The following is a 15,498-nucleotide window of genomic DNA, read 5'->3' as shown; positions in this document are numbered from 1 at the left end:
GAAAAAAGCACTCGGAGACAAGTCATGCCAACGTCAGCGACATCAGCGCAATCAGCGCGCTCGAATCTGCACTCGCATCCGCGTGTCTCGCACTCCTTATCGATGATTCCTCGCGCCGGTTCCCGCGTGACGCTTCGCCGCGTGCCATCGGCCCGATAACCCGCGTCGTGAACGAACGCTCAATCATTCCCAAGCCGCGAACATCGAGTGCCATGACCAAGACCCTGAACACTACCGTCGAGCATGAATTGTCGATGGACCGCACGGCCGGCAAACCGGCGGCGCCCGAGGCAAATGCAGCAGAGGCCGCGAACGAGCCGAGCGAAGCGCAGGCATCGGCGGCTGCATTGCTCGACCTCACGCCGCAGCAAGCCGGCACGCAAACCCTGTTGCGCGGCCTCGCGATTCTCGAAGCCGCAGCCACCGGCGCGCGCGATCTGCGCAGCATCGGCGCGGCGCTCGGCACGACCCGCAGCACGACGCATCGCCTGGTGAGCTCGCTGGTGCAGGCGCGCTATCTGCGCCAGGTCGGCGGCGGGTATTTGCTCGGCCCGAAGCTGATCGAACTCGGCACGATCGCGCTCGAACAAATGCCGCTCACCGCGGTAGCGCGTCCGCATCTGCAAGTGCTTGCTGAACACACGCACGACACCATCCACCTCGGCGTGCGCGACGGCGACGACGTGCTCTACATCGACAAGATTCCTGGCACGCGCGGCCTGGAAATGCGCTCGCGGGTGGGTCACCGGATGCCGCTGGCATCGACGGGAATCGGCAAGGCGATGATGCTCGACCTGCCGCCCGAGACGTGGTCGAAGCTGCTGGAAGCATCGCATCGCGTGCTCGCCAAAGTGAGTTTCAAGCCCGATCACCAGCCCGATATCGATACCTTCATCCAGCGCATGACGCGTTATTCGCAAGGCGGTTTCACCTTCGATCTCGAGGAGAACGAAGCGTCGATCCGTTGCGTCGCGGCGCCGGTGCGCGACGCGTCGGGCGCGATCGTGGCGGCGCTTTCGGTGGCGAGCACGATTCCCTACATGCCGTCGGAGCGCATGGAAGAACTGATTCCGGTCGTGCAGCGCGAAGCACGCGCGATCTCGCAAGAACTCGGCTGGCGCGTTCCGCAGCCCGCAACACGCAGGATTAAACGATGACGCGGACCGACATATCGGCCGAGACGCAACCAGGCCGCGCTGAAGGAGCTCCGGCTCTCATCGCGCTCGACTGGGGCACGACTGCGCTGCGCGCCTATCTGCTCGACGCACAGGGCGCGGTGCTGGATACGCGGACATCGTCGGCGGGCATCATGAATTTGCCGAAGCCCGCGGCGGAAGGCGGTTTCGACACCGTATTCGATGCAACCTGCGGCGCATGGCTCGCCAGCGGCGTGCCGCTTCCGGTGATTGCGGCAGGCATGGTCGGCAGCGCGCAAGGCTGGATGGAAGCGCCGTATGTGTCCACCCCCGCCGATCCGGCTGCGCTGGTAGCGGGCATCGTGCGCGTGACAACGCTCAAGGGGGTGACGGTCCACATCGTGCCGGGCGTGCTTGAAGAAGGCGCGTTGCCGAACGTGATGCGCGGTGAAGAAACGCAGATCTTCGGCGCGCTCGCCAGCGACGCCACGCTGGACCAGACACCGCACGGCGGCCTGATCGGTTTGCCGGGAACGCATGCGAAGTGGGCGGTTGTATCCAAGGGACGCATCGAGCGGTTCTACACCTTCATGACTGGCGAGACCTTCGGCGCGCTGCGCGATCACACCATCCTCGGCCGCACGATGCGCGCGACCGATAAGCACGATCTGGGTGCGTTCATTCGCGGTGTGGATACTGCCAAAGACGCGGGTCACGCGGGTTTGCTCGCCACGATTTTCAGCACCCGCACGCTGGGACTGACCGGGCAACTGAAGCCCGAGCAACAAGCAGATTACCTCTCGGGCCTGTTGATCGGCCACGAATTACGCGGCCTCAATGAAGTGCTGGCGCGTGAGCAAGCGGACCTCGCGGGCAAGGCATTAAGGCTGATCGGTAACGACGCGCTTTGCGAACGTTATCGCCACGCGCTCACGCGCTTCGGTTGCAACGACGCGCGGACCGTCGCGCACGCGACCGAGCGCGGGTTGCATCGGATCGCGCTGCAGGCTGGCCTGATCCAGTCGACAGCAAGCGCATCTAATTAGGAGCAGGACCATGCAAATCGATATCAACCTCCCCGCGCCTTACGCGCCGCACGCAGGCCTCGCCGCTGCGTTCGGCCTGTGTCCGCTGATCGCAATCCTGCGCGGCGTGACGCCCGCGGACGCCGCTGACCATGGCCGCGCGTTGTACGAAGCGGGCTTTCGGATCATGGAAGTGCCGTTGAATTCACCGCAGCCGTTCGACAGCATCGCGGCGATCCGTCAGGTGCTGCCCGCCGACGCAGTCGTCGGCGCGGGCACGGTCCTGCACCCGGATTACGTCGCGCAAGTGAAACAGGCTGGCGGCGAGTTGATCGTGATGCCGCATAGCGACGGCGACATTGTGCGCGCCGCGAAAGCGCAAGGGCTTGCCTGCGCGCCGGGCGTCGCGACGCCGAACGAAGCATTCCTCGCGCTGAAGAACGGTGCGGACGTGCTGAAGATGTTTCCCGCCGAGCAGCTTGGCGCGCATGTGGTGAAGGCGTGGCGCGCGGTGATCGCAGCGCAAGTGCCGCTTGTGCCGGTCGGCGGAATTTCGCCCGACAACATGGGGCCGTTCCTGACAGCGGGCGCGAATGGCTTCGGCCTGGGCTCGGCGCTGTACAAGCCAGGTCAGAGCGCGGCAACGACGGCCTCGCATGCGAAGGCGTTCATCAACGGATTGGCCGTGGCGCGAGGCCAGAAGAAATGACCCGGCTCGCGGGCAAGGTCGCGATCATCACCGGCGCCGGGCGTGGCATCGGCGCGGCAATTGCCAGTGCGTTCGTTCGTGAAGGCGCGGCAGTGGTGCTGGCGGAACTGGACATCGCGTTAGCGCGTGAAACGGCGGCGCGGATCGGATCGGCGGACAACGTGCTCGCGGTGCAAACGGACGTGACGCAAAGCGCATCGGTGCAGAACGCGGTCAGCGAAGCAGAAGCGAAGTTCGGCCCCATCGACGTGCTGGTGAACAACGCGGGCATCAACGTGTTTTGCGATCCATTGACCATGACCGACGACGACTGGCGCCGCTGCTTCGCCGTCGATCTCGACGGCGTCTGGAACGGTTGCCGCGCCGTGTTGCCGGGCATGGTTGAACGCGGGCGCGGCAGCATCGTGAATATTGCTTCTACTCACTCGTTCAAGATCATCCCGGGTTGTTTTCCGTATCCGGTGGCGAAGCACGGCGTGATCGGATTGACGCGGGCGTTGGGTATCGAATATGCGGGGCGGCAGGTGCGCGTGAACGCGATTGCGCCGGGTTACATCGAGACGCAACTCACGCACGACTGGTGGAACGAGCAACCCGATCCAGCCAAAGCGAAACAAGCAACGCTCGATCTGCAACCGATGAAGCGCATCGGCCAGCCGGAGGAAGTGGCAATGACCGCCGTGTTCCTCGCTTCCGACGAAGCGCCGTTTATCAACGCGAGTTGCATCACGGTGGATGGCGGGCGCTCGGCGCTGTATCACGACTAGAACCATACGAATACACAACGAATACACAAGCTAAGCAGCAAAGGATGACGCACTGGCCGTGGTGCGACGTCACTACAACAAGACGCGGCCAATACCTTCGTACCAACTAGACAGTCAAGTCAGGAGACAGACCATGAAACGCAGAATGTTCCTCACGCTCGTTGCCACGGCCACCGCAGCAAGCGCGACCTTGTTCACGGCGCCGGTGGCGCAAGCCGCCGATGACGTCAAGATCGGCTTCCTGGTGAAGCAGCCGGAAGAACCGTGGTTCCAGGATGAGTGGAAATTCGCCGAAATCGCGGCCAAGGAAAAGGGCTTCACGCTGGTGAAGATCGGCGCACCGTCAGGTGAAAAGGTGATGAGCGCGATCGACAACCTCGCCGCGCAAAAGGCCCAGGGTTTCGTGATCTGCACGCCTGACGTCAAGCTCGGACCGGGCATTGTTGCAAAGGCGAAAGCCGCCGGACTGAAGATGATGACGGTGGATGACCGCCTGGTGGACGGGTCGGGCAAGCCGATTGCATCGGTGCCGTACATGGGCATCTCGGCATACAACATCGGCAAGCAGGTGGGTGATGGCATTGCCGAAGAGATCAAGAAGCGCGGCTGGAACATGGCTGAAGTTGGCGCTATCGACGTGACCTACGAGCAACTGCCGACAGCCCATGACCGTACGACGGGTGCAGCCGACGCACTGGTTGCAGCGGGCTTTCCGAAGGCGAACATCGTGATGGCGCCGCAAGCCAAGACCGACACGGAAAATGCGTTCAACGCCGCGAACATCGCACTCACGAAGAATCCGCAATACAAGCACTGGGTGGCGTTCGGCCTGAACGACGAAGCCGTGCTCGGCGCGGTGCGCGCAGCGGAAGGTCGTGGTTTCAAGGCGGACAACATGATTGGCGTGGGTATCGGCGGCTCGGATTCGGCCTTGAGCGAGTTCAAGAAACCGAACCCGACGGGCTTCTATGCGACCGTCATCATCAGCCCGAAGCGTCATGGCGAGGAAACGTCGGAACTCATGTACACGTGGATCAAGGACGGCAAGGAACCGCCGCTCGTGACGTTGACTACCGGCATGCTGGCGACGCGTGACAACGTGGGTGAAGTGCGCGAAAAGATGGGCCTGGCATCGGCTAAGTAAGGTCGTTCTGCAATACGGACCGCGCGCTTAGATGCCGCGCGGTCCGCACGAATTCCAAGGAGGCGATGTGTCAGCGACGCTGCGTTTTGACAATATCGGTAAGGTTTTTCCAGGCGTGCGCGCGCTCGACGGCGTGTCGTTCGACGTCAACGCCGGCGAAGTGCACGGCCTGATGGGCGAGAACGGCGCGGGCAAATCGACTTTGCTGAAAGTGCTGGGCGGTGAATATCAGCCGGATTCCGGGCGTGTCCTGATCGATGGCAACGAGGTGAAGTTCGCGAGCGCGGCCGCATCGATTGCGGCGGGTATCGCGGTGATTCACCAGGAGTTGCAGTACGTGCCCGATCTCACGGTCGCAGAAAACCTGCTGCTCGGTTCTTTGCCGAACACGTTCGGCTGGGTGCACAAGCGCGAAGGTAAAAAACACGTTCGCGAGCGGCTCTTGCAAATGGGTGTCGATCTCGATCCGAACGCGAAGCTCAAGAAGCTTTCCATCGCGCAACGGCAGATGGTTGAAATTTGCAAGGCGCTGCTGCGTAACGCACGCGTGATTGCGCTCGATGAACCTACGTCATCGCTATCGCATCGCGAGACGGAAGTGTTGTTCAAGCTCGTGCGCGACCTGAAAGCGGACAACCGCGCGCTGATCTACATCTCGCACCGCATGGACGAGATTTACGAGCTGTGCAATACGTGCACCATTTTCCGCGATGGGCGCAAGATCGCGTCGCACGCGAATCTGGCCGAAGTTCCGCGCGATACGCTCGTGCAGGAAATGGTCGGGCGAGAAATTTCGGATATCTACGATTACAAGCCGCGCAAACTCGGCGATGTGCGCTTCTCTGTCACCAACATTGAAGGACACGCGCTGCGTGAACCGACAAGTTTTGAAGTACGCCGCGGCGAGATTGTCGGCTTCTTTGGGCTGGTGGGCGCGGGGCGCAGTGAACTGATGCACCTCGTCTACGGTGCGGACCGCAAGAAGGCCGGCACGATCACGCTCGATGGCGAGCCGATCAAGGTCCGCAGTGCGGGCGAAGCGATCAAACACGGCATTGTGTTGTGTCCTGAAGATCGCAAGGAAGAAGGCATTGTGGCCATGGCGTCGGTGTCGGAGAACATCAATATCTCGTGCAGGCGGCATTACCTGCGCGGCGGGTTGTTCCTGGATCGTAAGAAAGAAGCCGCAACTGCCGAGCGTTTCATCCAGTTGCTGAAGATCAAGACGCCGAGCCGCAAGCAAAAAATTCGCTTCCTCTCCGGCGGCAATCAGCAAAAAACCATTCTGTCGCGCTGGCTCGCTGAGCCGGAACTGAAGGTCGTGATCCTCGATGAACCCACGCGCGGCATTGACGTGGGCGCGAAGCACGAAATCTATAACGTGATCTATCAGCTAGCCGAACGCGGCTGCGCGATCGTGATGATTTCATCTGAACTGCCGGAAGTGCTGGGCGTGTCCGACAGGATCGTGGTGATGCGGCAAGGGCGGATCGCGGGCGAGTTGCCGCGTGGCACCGCAAACGAACAATCAGTGCTGAATCTTGCGCTGCCTGTGCAATCGGAACCGACTGCGAAGGCAGCCTGAAGCAAAAAAGTGGAGATGGAGGACATCATGGAAGTCAGGGAAAACATTACCAACACGCTGGTGCCAGCGAAAAACGACAAGCAGAAGTGGTGGCAGCAGATCACCGAATACAGCCTGGTCGTGATCTTCATCTTGATGTTCATCACGATGTCGCTCTCGGTCGACCACTTCTTCTCCATCGAGAACATGCTCGGCCTGGCGCTGTCGATTTCGCAAATCGGCATGGTCGCTTGCACGATGATGTTCTGCCTCGCATCGCGGGATTTCGACTTGTCGGTCGGGTCCACGGTGGCGTTCGCTGGCGTGCTCTGCGCGATGGTGCTGAACGCCACGGGGAACACGTTTATCGCGATTATCGCGGCGGTGGCGGCGGGTTCGGCCATCGGCTTCGTGAACGGCGCGGTGATTGCGTACTTGCGGATCAACGCGCTGATTACTACGCTGGCTACGATGGAAGTCGTGCGCGGCCTTGGGTTTATCGTGTCGCACGGGCAGGCGGTGGGCGTGTCGTCGGATACGTTTATCGCGCTGGGCGGCTTGACCATGTTCGGCGTCTCGCTGCCGATCTGGGTCACGCTGGCGTGTTTCATCGTGTTCGGCGTGCTGCTGAATCAGACCGTGTATGGGCGCAATACGCTCGCGATTGGCGGTAACGCGGAAGCGTCACGTTTGGCTGGTATCAATGTGGAACGCACCCGTGTCTGGATTTTCCTGATCCAGGGCGCGGTGGCGGCACTCGCCGGGGTGATCCTGGCGTCGCGGATTACGTCGGGACAACCGAACGCCGCCGACGGCTTCGAGCTCAACGTGATTTCTGCGTGCGTGCTCGGCGGCGTGTCGCTGCTCGGCGGCCGCGCGACAATTTCGGGCGTAGTGATCGGCGTGCTGATCATGGGCACGGTCGAGAACGTGATGAACCTGATGAACATCGACGCGTTCTATCAGTACCTTGTGCGCGGCGCAATCTTGCTTGCCGCAGTGCTGCTCGACCAGTTGAAGAATCGCGGCTCGCGCGACTAAATGCAGCGACTAAATGAGAGGTTAGGGACAGATGGCCAGTTCAGTCGATAAAACCCTCGCGCGCTATCCGAGCCTCGCCGGCAAGGTGGTGCTGATTACAGGCGGCGCGACGGGCATTGGCGCGGCGTTCGTCGAGCATTTCTTCGATCAGGGCGCGAAGGTCGCGTTCTTCGATATCGATACCAACGCCGGCGAAGCGCTCGCGGATCAGCTCGGCGCGGATCTGGCCGAAGGACAATTCCGGCCGATGTTCCTGCGCGTGGACCTGACGAATATCGACGCGTTGCGCAAAGGAATTGCCGATGTGCGCAGCACGCTGGGGCCTATCGGCGTGCTGGTGAACAACGCGGCGAACGACAAGCGTCACAACATCGAGGACGTGACGCCGGAGTCCTACGACGCCGGTATCGCGGTGAATATCCGCCATCAGTTTTTCGCGGCGCAGGCGGTGATCGACGACATGAAGCAGCTCGGCGGCGGGTCGATCGTGAACCTCGGCTCGATCAGCTGGATGCTGAAACAAGGCGGTTTTCCCGTCTACGTCACCGCGAAAGCGGCCGTGCAAGGTATGACGAATGGACTCGCTCGCGATCTCGGCCCGTTCAATATCCGGGTGAATACGCTCGTGCCGGGATGGGTGATGACGGAAAAGCAACGTCGCCTATGGCTCGACGAGGCGGGTAAGCGCGCGATCAAGGAGGGCCAGTGCATTGATGCGGAATTGCTCCCCGTGCATCTTGCGCGGGCCGCGTTGTTCCTGGCATCGGATGACAGCAGCATGATGACCGCGCAGGAAGTGGTCATTGACGGAGGCTGGGCATGAAAGCGCATCTGCTGATCGACAGCAAATGCGCGCTGGGCGAAGGCGCGACGTGGTGTGCCGACACCGGGCGTTTTTACTGGACCGATATTGAAGGCAAGCGTTTGTGGCGCTACGATCCACGCGATGCCAGCCGTGTTTCGTATGACATGCCGGAGCGTCTTGCCTGCTTCGCGTTATGCGCCGATGCCGACGTGCTGTTGCTTGGCTTGGCTTCGCGGCTGGCGTTCTTTAGTCTGAAGACTGGCGCGATCGAAACGATCATGCCGGTGGAAGCCGACCTGCCGACACGCATCAATGATGGCAAATGCGATCGCCAAGGCCGTTTCGTGTTCGGCACGAAACACGACGTGGCGAAGGCGGAGAAGATTGGCGGGTTTTATCGGTTGAACCTGGATTTGTCGCTTGAGCGTTTGCCGCTCGGCGAGTGCGCGATTTCGAACAGCATCGCGTTCAGTCCGAATGGGGCGCGCATGTACTTTTGCGATTCCCCGGAGCGCATGATTCGCGTCTGTGACTACGATTCGTTTGCAAACCAGCGCGTGTTTGTCGAATTGTCTGATGCGAGCGGTGAGCCGGATGGTTCCGCCGTCGATCGCGATGGCGGCCTGTGGAACGCGCAGTGGGGCGGCAACCGCGTGGTGCGTTATGACCCCGATGGCCGCGAAACAGCGCGCATCGACGTGGCGACCACGCAGCCAAGCTGCGTCGCGTTCGGCGGAGCGCAACTCGGCACGGTGTACATCACGAGCGCGCGGGTTGGACTGGACGCGGGCGCGTTGCAGGACGATCCATATGCGGGCGCGGTGTTTATTGCGACACCGCCGGCCCGGGGTATCGCTGAGCCAGTGTTTCGCGCGGATAGCCAAATGGACTGAGCGGGCGGGTGCGGCGGGTGCTCCACGCACCGCGCCGCGCAGCAGACCTGCGGTATCACGATGCAAGCAAAAAACGAGGCGGCGCGCACGACGCGCTGCCCGCAGCTTCCCGGGCATGCTGGAGCCTCAGGCCAGGACCACGGGATCGATCGCCTCTCGTTCGGAGTCAGCCACGATGACTGTTGCCCGCCCAGCACGAAGCTCCACGCCACCACCGGCGTCGTCCCGGCCAGCCGCGCCCACCCGCCGTTCGAAGCTTGCCGCCGCGACTGAGCCGCCGATTCGTCCGGGGCCCGCCACGTCGGTTGTCGCGATGGGCGGCGCGGGTGTCAACGGTTGCATCACGCTCGCCAACGCACAACTACGCCTCGATATCGCGCCGGCGCTCGGCGGCGGCATCACGCGCTTCGACTGGCGCAGCGACGGCGCGCTCGTGCCAATCTTCCGGCCGTGCCTCGCGCCGAGCGCGGCCACCGATCCGAACGAGCTCGCGTGTTATCCGCTGCTGCCGTATTCGAATCGCATCGGCGGCGGGCGGTTTCAGTTTCTCGGGCGCGGTGTCGATGTGCCGTGCAACCGGCCCGGCGAGCCGCTGCCGTTACACGGCGACGGCTGGCTTGGCGCGTGGGACGTGGCGTCGGAGAGTTCCACACACGTGCGCCTCACGCTGGATCGCCGCGATGGCGCGCCGTATTCATATCAGGCGAGCCAGTCGTTCACGCTTGAAGCGTCGACGCTGGTGGTGACGCTTTATATCGAGAATACCGGGCGCGAGGCGTTGCCGTTCGGGCTTGGATTGCATCCGTTCCTCACGCGCGAGGCCGATACCGAGTTGTCTGCCGCCGCCGATGGCTTGTGGCTTTGCGGCGACGATTTCCTGCCGATCCGCCACGTTCCGGCGCCGCCTGCGTGGCAATTCGGCGTGGCTTACCCCATGCCTGCCGCCATGGTGAATAACGCGTTCACCGGATGGAGCGGGCGCACGAGCGTGATGTGGCCGAAGCGGCGGTTGTCGCTGACCATTTGCGCCGATACCGATTACTACGTGCTCTATGCGCCGGCAGGTCAGAATTTCTTCTGCTTCGAACCCGTCGATCACCCGATCAATGCTGTGAATCTGCCCGGTGGCGGGGCAGCACACGGCATGACGGTGCTGGCGCCGGGCGAAGGTCTGACGCGCGAGTTCAGCTTTACCGTTGAACGGTCGGGGGAAGCCAAGCGGCGTGGACGGCCAAAGCAGCCTGCGGGGCAGAAAGCGCGCAAGACGGCGGCGGCGGTGCGGTGAGGGGTTAGCGGTGGGCGCTAGGCGTTAGCGGCTGGCCCGTAGCCGCGCGACGCGCAAGACGGCGGCGGTGAGATGAGGGGTTAGGGGTTAGCGGCTGGCCCAAAGCCGCTCGTCAAGAAACCGCACGGCGGCGCGTTAAAATGCGGGATCGCTTATTTGCCCTCTCGCCCTGGATGCCCATGTCTTTTATCGAATCGCTCAATGCCGCGTGGTCGCGGACCCAGTCGTTACTCTGTGTCGGGCTTGATCCGGAACCGTCACGGTTTCCGGGTGCATTGAAAGGGCGTGCTGATTCGATCTTCGATTTTTGCCGTCAAATTGTTGATGCTACGGCGCCGTTTGCCTGCTCGTTCAAACCGCAAATTGCGTATTTTTCGGCGCATCGGGCGGAGGATCAGCTTGAGCGGCTGATTGCGCATATTCACGCTGAGCATCCGGGATTGCCGGTGATCCTGGACGCCAAACGCGGCGATATTGGCAGCACCGCCGAGCAATATGCAATCGAAGCATTTGATCGATACAAAGCCGATGCCGTCACGGTTAATCCGTATATGGGGTTTGATTCGGTTCAGCCGTATCTCGAGCATGACGGGAAGGGCGTGATCGTTCTGTGCCGCACGTCGAATGCCGGTGGCTCGGATCTGCAGTTTCTTAACGTCGATGGAACGCCGCTTTATCAGATCGTGGCGCGGCTCGCTGCCGAGAAGTGGAATGCGAGTGGCCAATTAGGACTGGTCGTTGGGGCGACTTTTCCTCGTGAGATCGAAGTCGTGCGTTCTATTGTTGGCGATATGCCGCTTTTGATTCCAGGCATTGGCGCTCAAGGCGGCGATGTTGAAGCGACCGTCCGTGCCGGGCGCGATTCTTCGGGTAAAGGTGGAATGCTGATTAATTCTTCGCGCGCGATTATTTATGCCGGCAAGGGCGATGATTTCGCCGATGCCGCCGCCGAAGTTGCGAAGCTTACGAGAGATGCTATTAATGCAGTAGGTTGATGTTGCCGAACGCTTAACCGTGCCGGTTTCCTACCCACGCTTGCAGTTCATTGCGCCGCAAACTTCTGCACAAAGGCTGGATAACGATCACCAAGGATCGCTCCGGGCGCGAAGGCTTGATCAAGCTCCGCCAGTTCATCCGCACTGAAGCGGATGGAGAGCGTCTGCAAATTTTCCGTCAGACGCGAACGCCGGCTCATGCCGACTATCGGGATGATGTCGTCGCCGCGGGAAAGCAGCCACGCCACGGCCAGTTGTGCCGCCGTATAGCCCTTGTCAGCGGCCATCTTTTGCAGGAACGCGACCTTGGCGAGGTTATGTTGGAGGTTGTCTCCCTGCAGGCGTGGCGGCTGCAGGTAGGCGTCGCTCTTGGTGAACGTACCCGCCGCTGCCCCGCTCAGCAGGCCGTCGGCCAGGACGCGGTAAGGGACAACGGCGATGCCTAACTCGCGTGCGGTGGGCAGGATTTCCGCCTCGATAAAGCGGCACGCCAGTGAATATTCGATTTCCAGTGCACTGACGGGATGGACACTGTGCGCTCGGCGCAGATTGTCCGCGCCCACTTCGGACACGCCCAGATAGCGGACTTTGCCTTCTTTGATCAGGTCGGCGACGGCACCGATGGTTTCTTCATAGGGTACCGACGGATCGAGCCGACACGGCTGGTAGAGATCTATCACCTCCACGTCCAAGCGTTGCAGCGAGTAGGCCGCGAAATTTTTGACTGAAGCTGGCCGCCCGTCAAGGCCGAGAAAAGCGCCCGACGGTGAGAACATGGCACCGCATTTGACGCTGAGAAAGGCCTGATCCCTCCGTCCCTTGAGCGCACGGCCGATCAGGGATTCGCTATAACCCATGCCGTAGAAGTCGGCGGTGTCCAGAAAATTGAGGCCCGCATCCAGCGCTGCCTGGAGGGTGGCGATGCTTTCCTCGTCGCTGCCGGATTTTTTCGGCGTCATGCAGCCCAAGCCCAGCGCGGAAACCGGCGGCCCGTTCTTGCCAAGACGTTTGATTATCATTGCGATTCCTTACTTAATTGCAGCGGTTTTTTGCATGCGTTCGAAAATATCGGGGAAGAGTCGTATGGCATTTCCATAGGCCAGCAGCGACAAATCTTCATTGCTGAATCCCTCCCAGCTTTCTCCATCCGCAATGGGGGAGCCGAAAGTGGATGCAGGCATAAATGGGTTATCGAAGCCGATCAGCAGCGGTGAGGCCGGCACCCGTTGCTGGAGCGCGTAGAGTTGCGCCGCGGAGGTGCTCGCGGTCAGGTCGTAATAGAAAGAGGCGAGTCCGTCCTTGAGTTCCTGCGGGCTTGGTTTAGTGCGGCGTGGACCGGCGCCGGTGGCTTCTTCCAGAATCTGTAGCCGCGTTACCGGAGTTTTTGGTGACGAGGAGGGTATTGGGTGAAATTTTCATGGATCGCCATTTACAGTTTGAACAGTTTTTCTGCGTTGCCATGTGCGATCTTTTCTTTGTCAGCCTGACAGATCGGCGCATTTTCCAGAAACGACCGCGCCCCCCGGTTGGTCAGGTAGGGATAATCCACGGCGTAGATGATGCGATCGGCCCCCATCACCTGCAGCGTGAACTGTAAGTGCGGCAGGTTAAACATGCCGCTGGGCGTGACGTGTATATGCTGGATAAATGTCTCGGTGATGGTCCGCGACAGGCCAGTGATATTCGGTGGCATCGTTTCATCCAGCCGTGCCAGAAAGAACGGCACCATCTCACCCCAGTGTCCGGCAATGATTTGCAGCGTCGGGTGTCTGTCAAACACCCCGGCCAGTATCATGCGCACCAGTTGCACGCCGGGCTCAACATGCCAACCCCACCCGAACATCGAAAAACGGGCACTGACAGCGGGATCGAGCCCTGCATAGTACGCTTGCTGCACGACGGGCATCGGCACGCCGGGGTGAGTGTAGAGCGGCACATTCAGCTTTGCAGCGGTAGCAAGCACCGGCGCATAACGCGGGTCGTCGAGAAAAGTGTCGCCGGGCCGCCCGGTGATCATCGCGCCCTGAAAGCCGAGCGTGTTGATGCAGCGTTCCAGTTCGGCCGCCGCAGCCTGTGGGTCTGACCAGGGCAGAGCGGCGAACGCGCCGAAACGGCTGGGATGGGCTTTGACCGCCGCAGCCAGTTTGTCATTGGCATTGCGCGTCAGCGGTACTGCTTCGGCCGGGGCCAGGAGTTGTGGAGAATTGCTGTACGACAATATCTGCATGTCGATACCGTTGGCGTCCATGTCCGCCAGCCGTTGCTCCCCAAACTCCGTGGCCAGCGTCACGGCTGTCGCGGCGCTAGCCATACGCGATGCCGGGTCATCCTTCGACTGGCGTACCCAGTCGGCAAAGTAAGGAGCCTCGGCCGATTGAGCTTTCTGACAGGCTTGGGCGAGGGCAGTGTCGGAGACGTGTTCTTCAATACTTATGATCTTCATCTTAGATATCCTAAGAAAGTGATGCGTGGCGCGCAGGCAGGGAGTTCAGAATCTGGTTCAACTCATTGGCGAACACGACCGGGTCAGTAGCGTAGCTCAGATGATGGCCACTCATCTCAATGCATGGGCAAGGTAGTTGTCGTGCCAGTTCGCGCGCCGTCTGTGCATAAAATGCATTACTGCTGGCCTGGCCTCTGGCGGTGACCATTGGCACGCCGCCGCGGCGCAGGGCGTCGAGGTCGGGGACGAAGCTGTTGATTATGTTGAATTCGTGCGCTAGAAAGCGTTCAAACTCGCTACCCTGATCCCCCGGCACAGAGGCATTCAGATCCAGCCCGACGAACGAGGTGTTGAACAGTTTCATCGCCTCGGCTCCACCCTTTGTTTTGTAAGTGTCGTACACGCGGGTGAAAAATTTCCGCCACGGTGTGGCCTCGGTCTCTGGCAAGAAGTCAGTGATTGGCGGCTCATGATCGACCAGGCCACGCACCAATTGCGGGTGATCCTGCGTCAACTTCAACGCAATGTTGGCCCCGGCGCTGTTGCCAAATACATAAGCCGGTTCTGTCCCCCGTGCGCGAATGATGGCTGCGGCGTCGCGCCCCTGTTGCGCCATGTCCATCTCAATTTGTGTGTCGCCGGTGCTGCGAAAGTTGGCACGGCGGTCGTAACGGATCACGGTGTAACGGTCAGCCAGCTGGGCAGAAAGCCGAGTGAAGCGGCGGCTGTCGCCATTGCCGCCAACCACCAGCAGCAATAACGGCCCTTGGCCTTCAACGTCATAAGCAATGTCAGCGCCTTCGGTATGTACAGTGGCGGATGTTTTCATGACCGATTCCCTCAAAATAATTCAAAAAATGGCTCAAGCAGCAAGCCAGTGCAGCCCGTCCGCCTTCATCTTTTGGTTCCAGTTCACACCCGCGCGTGGCAAACACGCGTTTGACCGGAAAGCCGCTTTTTTCGATCATGTAGGCCAGCGCGGCGTATCTCGCGAGTATCTCGCCACGGTGCTCTAGTCAATATCGACCAGTCCCAGCGGGAAGGTGAAGCTGGCAAGGTCATGCACGTTCTAGCGGTGCAGCTGTTTCCATTCGCCGGAGCGTTTTTCGACCATGTTGTAGAAGCGGTTGTGACTGATGGCGCCCAGATTCAGTTTGACGTTTTCGCCGATGATCATTGCGTTGACACGGTGGCGTTATGCTTAATGGCATACCTGTACCGATGTCAGGGCCAGTACCGAATTCGACGACGATGTGTGAGTGGACGCAGATGATGTTGGTTCATCTGCGTGCGAGATGGGCCAAGGAGAGTTCTCCCTTTCATGAGACAGTTCTTAGTGAAAAACAATCGTGAACATGTGCATGGTAAGCCACCGGGCGGAAGAGTCCGTGCGTCATTTTGATGCTTGCTGTCTGATTCAGGTCGGCAGTCGACCTGTTGGAGCAGGCCGGATCGTGCTGTCCATTAAAGTAGCGTGATACGACTGCCATTGGCTGATATTGACGATTTGAAAACGACTGTCCGGCTGCCTGATTTTTTCGAGATGGCTGATAGAACCGGGCTGCTGCATCAGTTGCGAAATTGTTTTGCAGTCCGAAATGAATGAAGTCGATATGTTCTTCACAAGCCCGCGGGATAGTGGTCATTCGGTCGTTCGGTTGTTTGTAGCCGACAGGCGTCGCACGAATAAT

At 60.7% G+C, this 15,498-nt stretch carries 18 protein-coding genes; 12 read left to right on the top strand and 6 right to left on the bottom strand.

What is annotated here, in order from left to right; all coding sequences use genetic code 11:
• Positions 1-22 precede the first annotated feature (22 nt).
• Positions 23-214, bottom strand: a complete 192-nt coding sequence (locus tag SBC1_RS14865; RefSeq protein WP_165092545.1) for a hypothetical protein — start codon at positions 212-214, stop codon at positions 23-25.
• 40 nt (positions 215-254) lie between these two features.
• Between SBC1_RS14865 and SBC1_RS14860 the strand changes: the two genes are divergently transcribed.
• The 11 genes from SBC1_RS14860 (at position 255) to pyrF (ending at position 11,364) form a co-directional block, all read left to right on the top strand.
• A complete protein-coding gene (locus tag SBC1_RS14860) occupies positions 255-1,157 on the top strand; it encodes an IclR family transcriptional regulator (RefSeq protein ID WP_370469633.1) in 903 nt (300 codons plus the stop codon).
• Positions 1,154-2,182 carry a 2-dehydro-3-deoxygalactonokinase gene (locus SBC1_RS14855; protein ID WP_165092543.1) on the top strand — a complete coding sequence of 343 codons (1,029 nt, stop codon included), beginning with the start codon at positions 1,154-1,156 and terminating at the stop codon, positions 2,180-2,182. Before SBC1_RS14860 ends, SBC1_RS14855 begins: the two co-directional genes overlap by 4 nt.
• Before the next feature lie 10 nt (positions 2,183-2,192).
• A complete protein-coding gene (locus SBC1_RS14850) occupies positions 2,193-2,870 on the top strand; it encodes a 2-dehydro-3-deoxy-6-phosphogalactonate aldolase (protein ID WP_165092542.1) in 678 nt (225 codons plus the stop codon).
• Positions 2,867-3,637, top strand: coding sequence for an SDR family oxidoreductase (locus tag SBC1_RS14845; RefSeq protein ID WP_165988353.1), 771 nt, complete (start codon positions 2,867-2,869; stop codon positions 3,635-3,637). The genes SBC1_RS14850 and SBC1_RS14845 overlap by 4 nt, the downstream gene beginning before the upstream one ends.
• Positions 3,638-3,770: 133 nt before the next feature.
• Complete coding sequence (locus tag SBC1_RS14840) at positions 3,771-4,781, top strand: arabinose ABC transporter substrate-binding protein (RefSeq protein WP_165092540.1); 1,011 nt, start codon at positions 3,771-3,773, stop codon at positions 4,779-4,781.
• 67 nt (positions 4,782-4,848) lie between these two features.
• Complete coding sequence (gene araG / locus SBC1_RS14835; protein WP_165092539.1) at positions 4,849-6,366, top strand: L-arabinose ABC transporter ATP-binding protein AraG; 1,518 nt, start codon at positions 4,849-4,851, stop codon at positions 6,364-6,366.
• 27 nt (positions 6,367-6,393) lie between these two features.
• Positions 6,394-7,386 (top strand): L-arabinose ABC transporter permease AraH, encoded by a 993-nt coding sequence (gene araH / locus SBC1_RS14830; RefSeq protein WP_165092538.1) that lies wholly within the window; start codon positions 6,394-6,396, stop codon positions 7,384-7,386.
• 31 nt (positions 7,387-7,417) lie between these two features.
• Entirely contained in the window at positions 7,418-8,209 is a 792-nt protein-coding gene (locus SBC1_RS14825) for an SDR family NAD(P)-dependent oxidoreductase (protein ID WP_165988351.1), read from the top strand.
• Positions 8,206-9,084: an SMP-30/gluconolactonase/LRE family protein gene (locus SBC1_RS14820; RefSeq protein ID WP_165988349.1), complete on the top strand. Its 879-nt coding sequence runs from the start codon at positions 8,206-8,208 to the stop codon at positions 9,082-9,084. The genes SBC1_RS14825 and SBC1_RS14820 overlap by 4 nt, the downstream gene beginning before the upstream one ends.
• A 175-nt stretch (positions 9,085-9,259) precedes the next feature.
• Positions 9,260-10,369: an aldose 1-epimerase gene (locus SBC1_RS14815; RefSeq protein ID WP_165092535.1), complete on the top strand. Its 1,110-nt coding sequence runs from the start codon at positions 9,260-9,262 to the stop codon at positions 10,367-10,369.
• 179 nt (positions 10,370-10,548) lie between these two features.
• Positions 10,549-11,364 carry an orotidine-5'-phosphate decarboxylase gene (gene pyrF, locus SBC1_RS14810; protein ID WP_165988347.1) on the top strand — a complete coding sequence of 272 codons (816 nt, stop codon included), beginning with the start codon at positions 10,549-10,551 and terminating at the stop codon, positions 11,362-11,364.
• A 47-nt stretch (positions 11,365-11,411) separates the two neighbouring features.
• On the opposite strand, the gene SBC1_RS14805 is transcribed toward pyrF, so the two are convergent.
• The 4 genes from SBC1_RS14805 to SBC1_RS14790 all read right to left on the bottom strand — a co-directional run bounded on the left by SBC1_RS14805 (position 11,412) and on the right by SBC1_RS14790 (position 14,636).
• Positions 11,412-12,383 (bottom strand): aldo/keto reductase, encoded by a 972-nt coding sequence (locus tag SBC1_RS14805; RefSeq protein WP_165092533.1) that lies wholly within the window; start codon positions 12,381-12,383, stop codon positions 11,412-11,414.
• Positions 12,384-12,392: 9 nt separating this feature from the next.
• Positions 12,393-12,587, bottom strand: coding sequence for a hypothetical protein (locus SBC1_RS14800; RefSeq protein WP_165988345.1), 195 nt, complete (start codon positions 12,585-12,587; stop codon positions 12,393-12,395).
• 206 nt (positions 12,588-12,793) lie between these two features.
• Positions 12,794-13,807 carry an amidohydrolase family protein gene (locus tag SBC1_RS14795; RefSeq protein ID WP_165988343.1) on the bottom strand — a complete coding sequence of 338 codons (1,014 nt, stop codon included), beginning with the start codon at positions 13,805-13,807 and terminating at the stop codon, positions 12,794-12,796.
• Positions 13,808-13,817: 10 nt separating this feature from the next.
• Positions 13,818-14,636: an alpha/beta fold hydrolase gene (locus SBC1_RS14790; protein WP_165988341.1), complete on the bottom strand. Its 819-nt coding sequence runs from the start codon at positions 14,634-14,636 to the stop codon at positions 13,818-13,820.
• On the opposite strand from SBC1_RS14790, the gene SBC1_RS39625 reads away from it, so the two are divergent.
• A complete protein-coding gene (locus SBC1_RS39625) occupies positions 14,635-14,823 on the top strand; it encodes a hypothetical protein (protein ID WP_207958409.1) in 189 nt (62 codons plus the stop codon). The two genes, SBC1_RS14790 and SBC1_RS39625, sit on opposite strands and share 2 nt — an antisense overlap.
• Before the next feature lie 303 nt (positions 14,824-15,126).
• Here the strand turns inward: SBC1_RS39625 and SBC1_RS14780 are convergent, their stop codons facing one another.
• The gene (locus SBC1_RS14780; protein WP_165988340.1) at positions 15,127-15,453 is read right to left on the bottom strand and encodes a hypothetical protein; all 327 of its coding nucleotides are present in this window, start codon (positions 15,451-15,453) and stop codon (positions 15,127-15,129) included.
• Between the last annotated feature and the right edge of the window lie 45 nt (positions 15,454-15,498).

The organism is Caballeronia sp. SBC1 (genome assembly GCF_011493005.1).
In the GTDB taxonomy this organism is placed as follows: Bacteria; Pseudomonadota; Gammaproteobacteria; order Burkholderiales; family Burkholderiaceae; genus Caballeronia.
The sequence above is the reverse complement of the archived record's forward strand: the minus strand, read 5'-3'. Positions and strand labels throughout refer to the sequence as shown.

Bases quoted from the DNA above. Each gene is read 5' to 3' on its own strand.
- SBC1_RS14815 (WP_165092535.1), top strand. From the start codon at position 9,260: ATGACTGTTGCCCGCCCAGCACGAAGCTCCACGCCACCACCGGCGTCG.
- SBC1_RS14840 (WP_165092540.1), top strand. From the start codon at position 3,771: ATGAAACGCAGAATGTTCCTCACGCTCGTTGCCACGGCCACCGCAGCA.
- SBC1_RS14795 (WP_165988343.1), bottom strand. From the start codon at position 13,807: ATGAAGATCATAAGTATTGAAGAACACGTCTCCGACACTGCCCTCGCC.
- SBC1_RS14790 (WP_165988341.1), bottom strand. From the start codon at position 14,636: ATGAAAACATCCGCCACTGTACATACCGAAGGCGCTGACATTGCTTAT.
- pyrF (WP_165988347.1), top strand. From the start codon at position 10,549: ATGTCTTTTATCGAATCGCTCAATGCCGCGTGGTCGCGGACCCAGTCG.
- SBC1_RS14820 (WP_165988349.1), top strand. From the start codon at position 8,206: ATGAAAGCGCATCTGCTGATCGACAGCAAATGCGCGCTGGGCGAAGGC.
- SBC1_RS14865 (WP_165092545.1), bottom strand. From the start codon at position 214: ATGGCACTCGATGTTCGCGGCTTGGGAATGATTGAGCGTTCGTTCACG.
- SBC1_RS14850 (WP_165092542.1), top strand. From the start codon at position 2,193: ATGCAAATCGATATCAACCTCCCCGCGCCTTACGCGCCGCACGCAGGC.
- araH (WP_165092538.1), top strand. From the start codon at position 6,394: ATGGAAGTCAGGGAAAACATTACCAACACGCTGGTGCCAGCGAAAAAC.
- SBC1_RS14780 (WP_165988340.1), bottom strand. From the start codon at position 15,453: ATGACCACTATCCCGCGGGCTTGTGAAGAACATATCGACTTCATTCAT.
- SBC1_RS39625 (WP_207958409.1), top strand. From the start codon at position 14,635: ATGACCGATTCCCTCAAAATAATTCAAAAAATGGCTCAAGCAGCAAGC.
- SBC1_RS14825 (WP_165988351.1), top strand. From the start codon at position 7,418: ATGGCCAGTTCAGTCGATAAAACCCTCGCGCGCTATCCGAGCCTCGCC.
- SBC1_RS14845 (WP_165988353.1), top strand. From the start codon at position 2,867: ATGACCCGGCTCGCGGGCAAGGTCGCGATCATCACCGGCGCCGGGCGT.
- SBC1_RS14855 (WP_165092543.1), top strand. From the start codon at position 1,154: ATGACGCGGACCGACATATCGGCCGAGACGCAACCAGGCCGCGCTGAA.
- SBC1_RS14805 (WP_165092533.1), bottom strand. From the start codon at position 12,383: ATGATAATCAAACGTCTTGGCAAGAACGGGCCGCCGGTTTCCGCGCTG.
- SBC1_RS14860 (WP_370469633.1), top strand. From the start codon at position 255: ATGGACCGCACGGCCGGCAAACCGGCGGCGCCCGAGGCAAATGCAGCA.